Source organism: Chloroflexus aurantiacus J-10-fl, assembly GCF_000018865.1.
Lineage (GTDB): Bacteria > Chloroflexota > Chloroflexia > Chloroflexales > Chloroflexaceae > Chloroflexus > Chloroflexus aurantiacus.
This window is the reverse complement of sequence record NC_010175.1, coordinates 762,017-775,501: the sequence shown is the minus strand read 5'-3', so window position 1 is coordinate 775,501 and position 13,485 is coordinate 762,017. Positions and strand designations below refer to the sequence as shown.

Annotated in this window: 7 protein-coding genes and 1 pseudogene; 5 read left to right on the top strand and 3 right to left on the bottom strand. The window is 57.8% G+C overall.

The window, feature by feature from the left end; genetic code table 11:
* Positions 1-110: 110 nt before the first annotated feature.
* The gene (locus CAUR_RS03030; RefSeq protein ID WP_012256484.1) at positions 111-3,695 is read right to left on the bottom strand and encodes a CHAT domain-containing protein; all 3,585 of its coding nucleotides are present in this window, start codon (positions 3,693-3,695) and stop codon (positions 111-113) included.
* A 172-nt stretch (positions 3,696-3,867) separates the two neighbouring features.
* Here CAUR_RS03030 and CAUR_RS03025 point away from each other — a divergent pair, with 172 nt between their 5' ends.
* Together CAUR_RS03025 and CAUR_RS03020 are read left to right on the top strand one after the other, a co-directional pair.
* Positions 3,868-5,412: an aldehyde dehydrogenase family protein gene (locus CAUR_RS03025; protein WP_012256483.1), complete on the top strand. Its 1,545-nt coding sequence runs from the start codon at positions 3,868-3,870 to the stop codon at positions 5,410-5,412.
* A 24-nt stretch (positions 5,413-5,436) separates the two neighbouring features.
* Positions 5,437-6,285, top strand: a complete 849-nt coding sequence (locus tag CAUR_RS03020; protein WP_012256482.1) for an ABC transporter ATP-binding protein — start codon at positions 5,437-5,439, stop codon at positions 6,283-6,285.
* Positions 6,286-6,499: 214 nt separating this feature from the next.
* Here the strand turns inward: CAUR_RS03020 and CAUR_RS03015 are convergent, their stop codons facing one another.
* A complete protein-coding gene (locus CAUR_RS03015) occupies positions 6,500-6,688 on the bottom strand; it encodes a hypothetical protein (RefSeq protein WP_162015842.1) in 189 nt (62 codons plus the stop codon).
* An 825-nt stretch (positions 6,689-7,513) separates the two neighbouring features.
* A pseudogene (locus CAUR_RS03010) lies at positions 7,514-8,893 on the bottom strand (IS4 family transposase).
* A gap of 885 nt (positions 8,894-9,778) precedes the next feature.
* On the opposite strand from CAUR_RS03010, the gene CAUR_RS03005 reads away from it, so the two are divergent.
* The 3 genes from CAUR_RS03005 to CAUR_RS02995 all read left to right on the top strand — a co-directional run bounded on the left by CAUR_RS03005 (position 9,779) and on the right by CAUR_RS02995 (position 12,963).
* Positions 9,779-10,051: a metal-sensitive transcriptional regulator gene (locus CAUR_RS03005; protein WP_012660478.1), complete on the top strand. Its 273-nt coding sequence runs from the start codon at positions 9,779-9,781 to the stop codon at positions 10,049-10,051.
* A gap of 18 nt (positions 10,052-10,069) precedes the next feature.
* The gene (locus CAUR_RS03000; RefSeq protein ID WP_012256480.1) at positions 10,070-10,294 is read left to right on the top strand and encodes a heavy-metal-associated domain-containing protein; all 225 of its coding nucleotides are present in this window, start codon (positions 10,070-10,072) and stop codon (positions 10,292-10,294) included.
* A gap of 116 nt (positions 10,295-10,410) precedes the next feature.
* Complete coding sequence (locus tag CAUR_RS02995; protein ID WP_012256479.1) at positions 10,411-12,963, top strand: heavy metal translocating P-type ATPase; 2,553 nt, start codon at positions 10,411-10,413, stop codon at positions 12,961-12,963.
* Positions 12,964-13,485 lie beyond the last annotated feature (522 nt).

The window sequence follows — 13,485 nt, the reverse complement described above, 5'->3', positions numbered from 1 at the left end:
TGCGTCATTCCAGGGACATGTCCATACTGCAATGCCGGCGGGTGTGCCACCAGCGACACGCCGGTGGATTGTTGTCGGCGTGGAAGGAAGCGGCTTGTAATACGGTCATCCTATCGCTGTAAGTTCGAGCGTGTGACGTACCACTGGGTACGCAGTTCAAGGGGCAAGTGCTGGCAGTATTTGTCCAATTCACTTAATGTTTGCTTATCGCCGATCCATGCCAGGGCTTCAATGGCTTTTCGTTGCAGGTAAACAGGTTGATCGCTATTGTTTGGCAGGTCGAGCTGAAATGTACCCAATGCGAAATTTGGTAAAGCCTGCCGCCAAAGCGCAATCTCTTCAATGAGCTGCTTAACGGTAATATTCTCGTGACCATCAGCGAGAGTAATTGGGTGGTTTGCGGCAGTGTTACCAATCCAGGCCAGTGATTGTAGTGCGCGGGCTTTAACGTTTTGACGGGGGTTGGTAATGAGTAGTGAGATAAGCCACTCGATAACGACCGGCTGATTGATACGTAAGCGACCGGCAAGATAGGCTATCTGTTGGGCTGCCGGATCGGGCATGCTAGATTTGCGACGAATCAATGTGACAATGAGTGGCACAACATACTCCGGGTCAAAAAGTGTCAGCGCGTCAGCCGCCGCCCACATCGTGTCGATCCAGTCGTCGCTAATTCTGGTGGCAGTCGTATCTGATGGTGCAGTAATAACACGCAGAAGAAAGCGTGCATCACATAATTGCTGTGCTGGAGTTGTACTGACATCGGCCAGTGCAAAGGCAGCGATTGCCCGTTCAGAGGGTAGGGGTGATACGCTAATATGACGACGCAAGTCACTGCGGCCTTGATCTCCTCTCAACCAGCAATCCATTAACTCGATTAAAGGCCGATCATCACGCAATTGCTTAATTGAAATCTTAGTTCGATCAAAACCTTCAGTAGATTTTGCATCTCTTGTCCTTCGATTAAACTGCGGGAGGTAAAGATCGCGCAATGCACGAGCGGCGGCAATGCGGATGTTTGTATACTCGTAGCGTAAACCGCTACTTGTCTGGCGTACTTTGTCAATCAATATACGGCGCAATTGCTGATGGACCTGTGGGTAATTGAGCTTTCCCAGTGATCTAACCAGGGTTTCACGGCGTGTAACATCAGGCTCGCGTTGTTCATCAAGTTGCAGTAAACACGTGTCAATCAACTCGTTACGTAGATCGACTGGTAGGTCTTTCAGTCTGGATGGCGGCAAAACCTCTAAACAGCGGGCAGCAAGGACAGCTATACGGTTATTGCCAGCGCGAAGTGAATTTGCAATATACTGAAGTAATTCTGCTGGTTTGTCTAGGAAACTGATCAAGGCGTACAAGACATCTTCCCACCAGCGTTGTAGACTCACATCTGCACAAAGCGCAATAATATCAAGTAAACGCTGGTTGCGATCTGGGCTTGTATAGAGCGCCTGGGCTGCACAATACGCAGCAACAGCTCGATTTGTAAAATTGATGGCGTGTTGCCCGGTTATCGTGAGGAGTTGCGTATTGCTCAGTTGGCGAAAAAGGTCTTCTAAACTGTAATCGCGATTGCCTCGTACCTGGGCAAACAGTGTGAAAACCTCGTTGATTGAAAGGTATTCTTTCATCTGCCAGTATAACTGCCATGCGATGCTGTAGAGACTTGTCCGGGCAATGTTGCCCATCTGGTAACGAGTATCGAGATTACGCAGTTCCTGATCAAGAAAACCTTCAATAATTTGGTGGTAAGAGATATTTTGTTGAACGTCAGTTGTGAGACGTTCGTAAATAAGTGTGAGCATCCGTGGATCACTGGCAAGGTGCTGCAAGCGATTTTCTCGGATTCGTTCGATGATGCGTCGTGCATCGCGATGCTTACGTTGTCGAATGTGTAAGGTGATACTCTCTTCATCGAGTGGCTGGAGAATTAAGAGTTTGATATTCTGATCAACAGTTTGTGAGATAAATGTCTGTGGGGCAGCGACTACAAAACTCTGATCGGGCAGGTACTGGCGAAGGGTTTGCAGGTCGCGCAACAATTCCTGCCAATACGCTTCTGGTACCTGATCCAGATCATCAAGGAGAAAAGCCAGTCGAGGTCGTTTGTGAGGGCCGCTGGCTCTACCCTGAAAGAGATCGTGAACATGATTAGCGAAAGTGGGGTGTTGGCGGTTAAGTTGTTCGACAATATGATCGCGTAGTCGCAAGTCGCCACGTGTCTGCTCGTAACCGGTAAGTGAGACAAGGACACCAACGGGTGTTTCGATATCGAGCAGGGCGTCACGTGCTAAATCGTGGCAGACACGTCGCAGAATGGTTGTCTGACCCGATTGACGGTTGCCGGTGAGAACCATGCATTCGCCACTGCCGGTGCGGACAACCGACTTGATGTTTTCCAATAATGTGTCACGAGCTGATCTGCTCTGCAGAGGGTTTTCAGGGCGATGTTGCATCAGGTGGCTGTATTGATCGGCGGGGACAGAAATGCATTCGACGTCGATATATTCAGTGCCGGCCCACCGCTGTATGTTGTCCTGTTGTAAGAGCCACTCAATGTATCTGAGGAGTTCACTGGGTTGGAAGAGACGTCCGCTCGCCAGCCGCGTATACAAAACCGGTGTACTCCAATGAATGCTGTCGGTACGATAGATACGACGGCGAGCTGTGGTGACGGCCAGATCAACGATGCCGTTGCGCAGTAGCATTTCCGTCAGATGTTGAGTAAATGTGCGCGCCAGCTCAATAGCGACCAGTCGTTGCATGGCCAGCACGGCGGGAATGCCGCTTTCTGCAATCAGGCGTGCAGCTAAGTTGCTCAGCGGGGCATGCAGATCAACAGTTGCACTGTTACAGGCGATGAGGGCGATCATTGCCGGCTTGTGTGTGGCCGGTAATTGGGTGAGAAGCCTGATAAGCTCTTCACCATCGAAGAGCCGACCTCGCCGCTGTGGGCCGTGTTCAAGCAGGAGGCGAGTACCACGTTCTGGAAGAAACAGGGCATGACCAAAGTAGAGAACTACATCGTAACCCCGCGCTTCCTCGGTCTGAAGTGAGCCGCGTTCAAGGGCAAGGCGAAGTTCGGCCTCTTCAGCACGGGGTAAGATGTCGAACTTTAACTGGCCGGTATCAACAAATGGGCGAAAGCGTTGCCGAAAGTCGCGTTCGGTTGCCGGGCGATCAAATGGCGATAATTGCCAGCGATCAAGATCGGTTGGCTCGCTGAAGATGAGTAGTAAGCGGATCGGATGATGATCAATTGGTTCAAAAAGGGCAAATTGTTCACTGTCGATATACCGTGAGAAGAGGATTTGATCGCTCGTGGTCAGGGGGATGAGCTGGCTTTGATTGTCGGTTGCAGGGAAGTGTAAGAGTTCCCAGGGGATGGCCTGTAATTCGGCATCCTGCGGATCGAGAGCAAGGCGTAGCCGGAGTGGTTGCTGTTGCTGTGCGGCAGTACGCTGTGAGACGCGAAACTGGTGGCTCAGCCGCGTCGGAAAGAGGCGGCGGAAGAGTTCCTGACCGTAGCGAGTGATGTCGGCAGGGTTGTTTGGTTCGGGAGGGGTAAGGTCAAATTGTACTTCTTCTTCTGAGACGATGCGACGACCATCACTATATTCAACTTCAATAATGTATTTGTTTGAGGGTATGGCACCTCGTCTCTGCCGTCGTGGACGAATCAGGATGTTCATATTGCTTACTCTCTCAACTTAACCATTGTTGCTGTATAGTGTAGCACAGGAGCTGCCTGAATAAGAGGTGGTATATTGTATGTCAACATATTTAGCAGTTTGTGAGAATGATAGTAACCGGCATGATATACTGTGATTGTGCTAAATATCACAGTACCGGAAGAGGGATGGCATGAGCAAAATCATCGCACCAGAGTGTGAATGGTCGCATCTCCTGGCACAATTACGATCTGTTGTACCAGAGGCCTTTAACAGTGAAGGGCACGTTCTCAATTTGATCGAGGGAACGTGGGGATGGCCGGGGCATGGTAAGCATTACAGTACGCCCATTGATGGCACGGAATTGGGCCGCATGCCCATGATTGACCTCGAAACGGCAAAGCGGGCTGTGCGTTTTGCCGCTCGTGAACATGAGACCTGGGCACGAACTGATCTCGATGAGCGACGGCGACGGGTGCGGGAGACGGTTGATGGCTTACGACAGCACCGCGATCTGATCGCATATCTGCTGATGTGGGAGATTGGCAAGCCATACCATCTGGCGTGTGATGATGTTGATCGCTGTCTTGATGGTGTCGAATGGTATATTGATCAGATCGAATGGATGCTGAGTAACCGCCAGCCGCTCGGTCTGATATCGAATATTGCCTCGTGGAACTATCCGTACTCGGTGTTAGTCCACGCGGTATTGGTGCAGGCACTGGCCGGTAATGCCGTCATTGCCAAAACCCCGTCAGATGGTGGCTTGTTCGCGTTAACGCTAGGTTTTGCGATTGCCCGTCGGGCTGGCCTGCCTGTCTCGCTGGTCAGTGGATCGGGTGGTGCGCTCAGCGATGCTCTGGTACGGAATGCCGATGTAGCGTGTCTGGCGTTTGTAGGCGGGAAAACTAACGGACGTGATATTGCTGCGTCGCTCTACGACCGCAACAAACGCTACATGCTGGAGATGGAAGGGGTGAACTGCTACGGCATCTGGGATTTCTCTGATTGGGCGAGTCTGGCTCAGCAGATTAAAAAGGGCTTTGCTTACGGTAAACAGCGGTGTACGGCCTACATCCGTTATGTTGTTCAGCGCCGACTCTTTCCCAAGTTCCTGGATGTGTATTTGCCGGTTCTAAAGAGCTTGCAGATCGGCAATCCGGTACTGGTTGATCGGGCTGGTGATCCGTTGCCACGGCTCGATTTTGGCCCCCTCATCAATGCGAGGAAGGTTGAAGAGCTACGTGTGCTCTACAGCGAGGCGCTGGGTGCCGGTGCGGTTTGTCTGTACGAAGGCGAATTGAACCCAGAGCTGTTTTTACCCGATCAGGACATTTCGGCCTATATGGCGCCGATTGCGTTGTTGAATGTGCCACGGAATTGCCGCCTGCACCACAACGAACCGTTTGGCCCGATTGATACGATTGTGATTGTTGATAGTATCGAGGAGCTGATCAGCGAGATGAATATCTCGAATGGGAATCTGGTGTCCTCGATTGCGACCGATGATCTCAGGTTGGGCCAGATGATTGCAAGTGAGTTGCGTGCATTCAAGGTCGGCATCAACCGTATGCGCTCGCGTGGTGATCGCGATGAGGTGTTTGGCGGGATGGGCGCATCCTGGAAGGGTTGTTTTGTGGGTGGTAAGTATCTGGTTGAAGCAGTGACAGTCGGCGCGCCGGGAGAGCGGTTGTACGGTAATTTTCCCGATTACACGCTGCTGCCAGAGCAACGGTAACGAGAGGACGGGCAGACGCAGGATATGCTGATAACACTTGCTGAACCGGCTACAGATCAACCGGTGGTGAAGCCGCTACAACCTGCTATCGAGATACACGGGGTCACCAAGTGCTACCGTACCCGCACAGGCGATGTGCAGGCGTTGGCCGGCATTGATGTGGTGGTGGCGGCTGGTGAAGTGGTTGCCCTGGTTGGGCCAAGCGGATGTGGCAAGAGCACGTTGCTGCGAATTGTAGCCGGTTTGGAACAACCCGATACTGGCGATGTGCGTTTGTTTGGTCTCGCGCCTGCACAGGCACGGCGTGAGCATCGCTTTGGGATTGCCTTTCAGGCGGCGGCACTGCTGGAGTGGCGTGATGCAGCAGCGAATGTGGCCTTACCGCTTGAGCTGGCCGGGTGGCCGCCTGCGGCGCGAGCCGAGCGGGTAGCTGCGTTGTTGGCGCGAATGGGATTGAGCGATGCAGCAGGGCGATTGCCGCGTCAGTTGTCGGGTGGTATGCAACAGCGGGTGGCGCTGGCCCGGGCGCTGGCGCTTGCGCCACCCGTGCTGTTGCTTGATGAACCGTTTAGTGCGCTCGATGAACTCACCCGTGAGCAGTTGCAGGGTGAGCTGCTCGATCTGCTGGCTACAATTGAACCGCGTCCGGCAGTGCTGCTGGTGACCCATAATCTTGCCGAAGCGGTATTGCTGGCTGACCGGGTGGTTGTGTTGAGTCGGCGACCGGCACGGGTGTTGGCGGAAGTTGTCGTTGATCTGCCCCATCCGCGACGGGCTGACGCACGAGATGATGAACAGCTTCATCGGCTGGTTGCCAGGTTGCGGACGGTGCTGCGGCGCGATCAGGATGAGGTGATGGGGAGTGGGGAGTAGGGAGTGGAATGCATTATCACCCCCCTCCCGACCTCCCCCGCTGGGCTATGCATTACCCACATGTCACGCTGCGTTAGGCCGGGCTGCAAGCGCTCCCCGTGGCGGCTCCCCGTGGCGCAGGCTTCCAGCCTTCGTGGAGGCATCCTCGCCTCCGCCGGCAGGTGCTGGCCGTGGCCGCTGGTGCACAGGCACGAATCTCGTGCAACATAACCGTCTACGCCCAGGGATCGCATTCATGTCTGACCGACTCGCTGATCGGCACGAGCACATCCAGCACCTCCGTGACCAGGATGGGTAACGGTGGGCCACGCACCGGATCGTAAGCACGGCTGGCGCGGCAGCATGGCTGCCGCACGCCAAACGTCGCGCCACGGGTAATGGTGGTCGGCAACGGTATCGACACTGAAACGTGATCCCACTGTGCGCAGAGCTGCGGGGTAACCGCTGCGACCTCCACGTGATCGCGAGCACGGCTGGCGCGGCAGCATGGCTGCCGCACTCCACACCGCGCGACACGCGCATGACGAGCGGGTAATGCAATCCATCCAGCACGTGCTGGCACGGCTGGAGCGGCGCACTGTCACCGGGCCAGTCGTCCACAACAGCACCCATTTGTGGGTAATGCATAGCGGGGGCGGGAGAGGGGAGGGCAGACGTTTGATCCAGGGCTTCCTGATAGGGTAGACGTTGTGTTCAATCATCTGTCCTGGCCGTCCGTGAATGCCGCCAGGGGCGGGAGCTTGCGCCTGGCTCCTCCCTCCAGCACTGGTACCGGCACCATGCGCGCCGGAGGCGCGCGCTCCCAGCTTCCGACTGGGGAGCGCGCCCGTCATCACGCCCCCGACCCGCTCCGGCACGCGGGCAATGCAGTATTCGAGTTATGGGTAATGCATAGCCGCTGGGGGGAGGAACGGGGGGGATCGTGCTGCAGAACGTCGCTGATGGCGCTGATGCAGGTGCTGTGTCAAGCAAATCGCCCCCCCCGTTCCTCCCCCCGCTGGGGGGAGGAACGGGGGGGATCGTGCTACCGAACGTTGCCGATGGTGCTGACGCAGGTGCTGTGTCAGGCAAATCGCCCCCCCTCCTAACCTCCCCCCGCTGGGGGGAGGAACGGGGGGGATCGTGCTACCGAACGTTGCCGATGGTGCTGACGCAGGTGCTGTGTCAGGCAAATCGCCCCCCCTCCTAACCTCCCCCCGCGGGGGGGAACCTATGCATTACCCATAAGTCATGTGTCAACCAAGACAGGGTAGATTGAGCACAAGAGTTGCCAGAGCATGGCGAGGTCGTGCAGGCGGCGGAGGCCACGCCAGATAGTCGTCACCCCCGGCTCGCCATCGCGTTTCCGTCCCAGGAACCCGCCTAAGTGGGCAATCCATCGTATCGCGTCACGCAGCGTCGGCGGTGTGGCCGGTGGGATCGGGGTATGGTGGTGGATACAGGAGAGTACTTGCCACTCGTGCGGTTCCAGGGCACGCTCACCCGAGGCCGTGGGGTGCTGCCGTGCCTCATACGTGAGCCACAACAAGCGCCACGCGACGATGCACTAGGTTGCCAGAGCGCGCTGAATCCGTGCCGCGTGTTCCAATTGCAGGTCCTCCAGCCGACACCCGCTGTTGAGGACGTCGTGATACCGCTCCACCACCCACCGATACTGGTACCAGCGGATGCACGGGAGCGCCTCGGCCAGCGTGGTGACCGGCAGCGTGGTGAGCAACAACCAGCAGATGGGAGGGACGCCAGGGGGCGGCTGCTCCGCTTCGGCCAGGATGACGTGCACCGAGCGCGGGGACAGGGAGGCCCGCTGCCGATGATGGCGCGGGGGCAGGATGGTCAGCGGTGTTGTGCGCACGGTGATAGTGGCTTGGCGTGGCAGTCGGTCATGCACCCGCTGCACCGGAATGGTCACGTACCCGCACACCGGGCTGCATCGGATGGCCTGCCAGAGATACCGGGCCTCATGGGTTACCCGACGATGGTGGGTCGCCCGGATCAGGCGATGGTCGCCTGGGCGACGTGGTGCGGCAACCAGGTCGGAGCTATCCGCTTCCCGATCCGCCACGGTGATCACCGTGACGTCAGGCGGGACGGCCTGCTGGGTGGCTGCGAGCGCCGTCAGCCAGCGCTGGCTCTCCTTGTCCGTCGTTGCCCGCTGTCGCCGCCGATGACGCTTTCCAATCTCGTCTGGGTTGCGGGTCCACACTGCTTGATGGATGAACCCCAACGGCACCCCGTCGCTGCTCACCGCGAGTGCCGAATGAACCTTCAACCCCCGCTGGCTCGCATTGTCCAACAACCCCAGTCCGTGGGTGGCTGGATGATGCGTAACGTTCAGCTCCGTCGTGTCTTGGATGACCAGAATCAGCGGATGCGCACGCACACGCTCGACGGTTGCGTGATCGTGTGCCGCCCGGATTGCGTCCGGGGTAACCCGTTCCGAACGCCAGAACCGATAGGCCCCTTTGGTGGCTGCCCGACTCCCACACGCTTGTGGCACGCTGGCGGTCGGCTGCGCAGCCACTGCCGCGACGAGACAGATCAGCCGCCGATTCAAGCGGGCATCACCGAGTCGGGCGTAGCGCAGGTCGTGTTCAGCCCATGCTGGCATTGTCGCGTCACCCTGCCTCCTTGTTGATGACTCCGCATAAGACTACCACAATCTGCACGTGAGCCCGAGATGTGGGTAATGCATAGGGGGGGAACGGGGGGATCGTGCCGCAGAACGTTTCTGATGGCGCTGACGCAGGTGCGGTGTCAGGCAAATCGCCCCCCTCCTAACCTCCCCCCGCTGGGGGGAGGAACGAGGGGATCGTGCTACCGAACGTTGCTGATAGCGCTGATGCAGGTTCTGTGTCAGGCAAGATGATCGGGACGAGCACACGAGTCTTATCTGCAACCGGCAGAGAGACCGATGTGTCGGGTCAGGTGGTGGGCGCACCGGAGGCGCGTGCGCCCAGGGCAGATCGTGTGCGCACGTTGTCGCTGTGGCCGGTGGGGAGCGGTGCGACCGCCGATGGATCAATCCACCACGAGGCACCGGCGTTTGCCGTCTTGCTGCGTCGATGAAGGAGGAGGGGCGGGTTCCCAACCCGCCCCTACCAGGTGCGCCGGAGGCGCGTGCGCCCAGGGCAGATCGTGTGCGCACGTTGTCGCTGTGACCGGCGAGGAATCCGCTGAGCCTCTCCCCTATCTCCTATCTCCTACCTCCTACCTCCTATTTCCTCCATCCCCTCCTTGCATCACGAAAACTCGTGTGGTATACTGCTTGTGTACCCCCCTCCCCCCTGGGGGGGAGGGAAAAGGGATGGGGCTGTGACCTGTCTGATCGGGACTCTCTTGCCGCGAGTTGTTGTGTTTCACGGGATGATTGATGAGGTAGACGACGGCTTTACGGCTTGAGATGGGCGATGGCGGTCAAATCTCTCTAGGACCATGGGGCATGCTGGCGAGTACTACCACCCAAAGGCTGTTTTCACTCGAAGAAGGGTTGAATATGGATCAAGACCAAAAACAGCAGATTCTCAATCGTCTGAATATCATTGAGGGTCATATTCGCGGCGTGAAGCGCATGGTCGAAGAGGACGCCTATTGTATCGATGTCCTGAATCAGACGCGGGCGATTGCGCAGGCGCTGGCAAAGCTGGATGCGCTGATTTTGAACCGTCACCTCCATAGTTGTGTGATCACGGCTATTCGGAGCGAGGATGTTGGTGAGCGCGAGCGGGTGATTGCTGAGTTGATGCAGGTGTTTGAGCGTATTCATTAGCCAATAAGGAGATGAGCAATGGTAACTGAGCAATTCCGTGTTCCTGGGGTGTCGTGTCAGCACTGTGTGCACGCGGTGCGCAAGGAAGTCAGTGCTTTGCAGGGGGTCAGTCAGGTTGAGGTTGATCTGAGCAGTAAGATTGTGACCGTCGTTCACGATGATGCGGTCGATATTACCGATATTGTGTCTGCGATTAAGGAAGCGGGATACGAGGATGTAACGCCGTTGGGTACGGCTTGTTAGCCTCTAGCTGTCTTCATTCGCAACGATGTTCAGAGGCGCACATCAGTGCGCCTCTTTCACTCAGATGGTGGAGATAGGCTGTACAATCGCAGTCTGTCGAGGAAGGAGTTGTTACCATGGCCGAGCGTGAAGTGATATTGCCAATCACCGGGATGACCTGTGCAAGCTGCTCGGCGCGGGTCGAGAAGGCGTTGCGTAAGGCACCGGGTGTGCTGGCTGCCGAGGTGAATCTGGCCGGTGAGCAGGCGCTGGTGCGCTACGATCCGGGGCTGGTTCAGCCCGAAGCGTTGCAGGCGGCGGTGGAGCAGGCCGGGTATGGGGTGGTTGTCGATGAGATCACGCTGGCGATCACCGGGATGACCTGTGCCAGTTGTTCGGCACGGGTCGAGAAGGCGTTGCGTAAGCTGCCGGGGGTGTTGGCGGCGGAAGTGAATCTGGCCAGTGAGCAGGCGCTGGTGCGTTATGTGCCGGGGATGGTTGAGCGCACCGATCTGGTGGCGGCGGTGGAGCAGGCCGGGTATGGGGTGATTTTGCCGTCTGCTACCGATGAGGCCGCTGAAGATGTGGAGGCGCGGGCACGTGAAGCAGAGATGACGGTGCGGCGGCGGCGATTGCTGGTTGGTGTGGTCTTTGGGCTGCCGCTCTTCGTGTTGTCGATGGCGCGTGATTTTGGTCTGATTGCCCCCTGGTTAATCGGTGAGGGGGCGGCGATGATGGCGACAATGCGTGATGCGGCTATGGGTGAGATTATGGCCATGGTCGCTGCCCGCGATGACCTGCTCAACTGGCTCTTTCTGGCGCTGGCGACACCGGTGCAGTTTTACTCCGGTCGCGATTTCTACCGGCATGCGTGGCGGGCATTGCGTGCCCGTACCGCCACTATGGATACGCTCATTGCCCTCGGTTCGTCGGCTGCCTATTTCTACAGTCTGGCAATGTTGCTCAGCGGTGCGCCCGGCCATGTCTATTTCGAGACGGCGGCATTGATCATTACGCTGATTCTGGTTGGGAAGTATCTGGAGGCGCGTGCGAAGGGGCAGACGAGTGCCGCGATTAAGGCGTTGATCGGGCTTCAGCCGAAGACCGCACGAGTGGTGCGGGGCGGTCAAGAAGTTGATGTGCCGCTCACCGAGGTGCGGGTAGGTGAGATGATTATTGTGCGACCGGGGGAGAAGATTCCGGTCGATGGGGTGATTGTCTCCGGTGAGTCGACGATTGATGAGAGTATGCTCACCGGTGAGAGTTTGCCGGTTGAGAAGCGCAGTGGCGATCCGGTCTTCGGGGCGACGATTAATCGCAGCGGTAGTTTTCAGATGCGGGCGACACGGATCGGTAAGGATTCGGCGCTGGCGCAGATTATTCGTCTCGTGCAAGAGGCGCAAGGCTCGAAAGCACCGGTACAGGCGCTGGTTGATCGGGTTTCTGCTGTCTTTGTGCCGATAGTGATTGTGATTGCGTTGATTACCTTTCTCGGCTGGTTGTGGGCCGGGGTGGGGTTGACCCAGGCGCTCATTTTTGCGGTGGCGGTGCTGGTGATTGCCTGTCCGTGTGCGTTGGGATTGGCCACGCCGACTGCAATTATGGTTGGCACCGGTACCGGTGCGTCACACGGTATTTTGATCCGCAATGCCGAGGCTCTGGAACGTGCGGCAAGTCTGCACGCGGTGGTGTTCGATAAGACCGGTACCATTACGCATGGTCGCCCCGCAGTGACCGATGTTGTGATGGTGGCCAGGCCGGTGCTGGCGCAGGGAACCCAGTCCGACGGCACGGGAGATCAGGTGTTGCTACAGATTGCGGCGGCGGCTGAGAGTCGCAGCGAGCATCCATTAGGGGTGGCAATTGTGAAGGCGGCGCAGGAGCGTGGTCTGGCTGTCGAGCGACCGACGCGCTTTCAGGCTGTCAGTGGTGCCGGGGTGGAAGCTGAGGTCGGTGGGCAGACTGTGCTGGTGGGAACGCTGCGCTGGTTGCGTGAGCGAGGGGTTGAGATACACGCTTTAGAGGCTATCGTCGATCAGTTGCAGAATGAAGGGAAAACCGCGATTGCGGTGGCCGTTGATAGTGAGGCGTGGGGTGTGATCGCGCTGGCCGATACGGTCAAACCAACCGCTGCGGAGGCGGTAGCAAAGCTGCATCAGGCCGGGATTGAGGTTGCGTTGCTGACCGGTGATAATCAGCGCACGGCAGCAGCGATAGCGGCGGCGGTCGGTATTCCGGCAACAGCCGTGTATGCTGAAGTGAAGCCGGATGAAAAGGCGGCGATTGTGGCTCGCTTGCAGCAGAGTGGGCCGCATGGCAAACCACGCCGGGTAGCGATGGTGGGTGATGGGATTAATGATGCGCCGGCGCTGGCCCAGGCTGACGTGGGGATTGCGATGGGGAGCGGTACCGATGTGGCGATGGAGACGGCGGATATTACGTTGATGCGCAGCGATCCGCGGGGCGTGGTGCAGGCAATTGCCCTCAGTCGCGCCACAGTACGCACCATTCGCTGGAATCTCTTCTGGGCGTTTGCCTACAATGTGTTGTTGATCCCGGTGGCGGCGGGTGTCTTCTACCCGTTGACCGGCTGGCAGTTAAGCCCGGTGCTGGCCGCGGCTGCAATGGCCTTCTCGTCGGTCTTTGTGGTGACTAATTCGCTCCGTCTGCGGCGTGTGCGGATGGGGTGATGATAGGAGCAAGTCTTGACGGAAGGTTAAACAGCCGGACCGGTCTACAGGCGTGTTGCCTCCGTGAATTGTGGGGGAACCGCTGATACACGCACGTGATCGAGAGCAGGGCTGCTGCGGCAGCCCTGCTGTTGCATTCCATACTACGCGCCACGGGCAATTCTGTCCGGTAACGGTTGTGATCCCACGGTGTGCGCAGCGGGAAGGCCGGGTCGGCGTATTCGCGCTCAGGGGCAGTGCTGGTGTGATCGTTGGCTAGCCTGACAGACTCCACAATCGTGATGAGCACACACAGCATCCCTGTGGCCAACAGGGTTAACGCTGTACCACGCGCCGGATCGTGAGCACGGCTGGCGCGGCAGCATGGCTGCCGCACTCCATACCGCGCGCCACGGGCAATTCTGTCTGGTAACGGTTGTGATCCCACGGTGTGCGCAGCGGGAAGGCCGGGTCGGCGCATCAGCGCTCAGGGGCAGTGCTGGTGTGATCGTTGGCTAGCCTGACAGACTCCACAATCGTGAT

Bases quoted from the DNA above. Each gene is read 5' to 3' on its own strand.
- CAUR_RS03030 (WP_012256484.1), bottom strand. From the start codon at position 3,695: ATGAACATCCTGATTCGTCCACGACGGCAGAGACGAGGTGCCATACCC.
- CAUR_RS03025 (WP_012256483.1), top strand. From the start codon at position 3,868: ATGAGCAAAATCATCGCACCAGAGTGTGAATGGTCGCATCTCCTGGCA.
- CAUR_RS03020 (WP_012256482.1), top strand. From the start codon at position 5,437: ATGCTGATAACACTTGCTGAACCGGCTACAGATCAACCGGTGGTGAAG.
- CAUR_RS03005 (WP_012660478.1), top strand. From the start codon at position 9,779: ATGGATCAAGACCAAAAACAGCAGATTCTCAATCGTCTGAATATCATT.
- CAUR_RS03000 (WP_012256480.1), top strand. From the start codon at position 10,070: ATGGTAACTGAGCAATTCCGTGTTCCTGGGGTGTCGTGTCAGCACTGT.
- CAUR_RS02995 (WP_012256479.1), top strand. From the start codon at position 10,411: ATGGCCGAGCGTGAAGTGATATTGCCAATCACCGGGATGACCTGTGCA.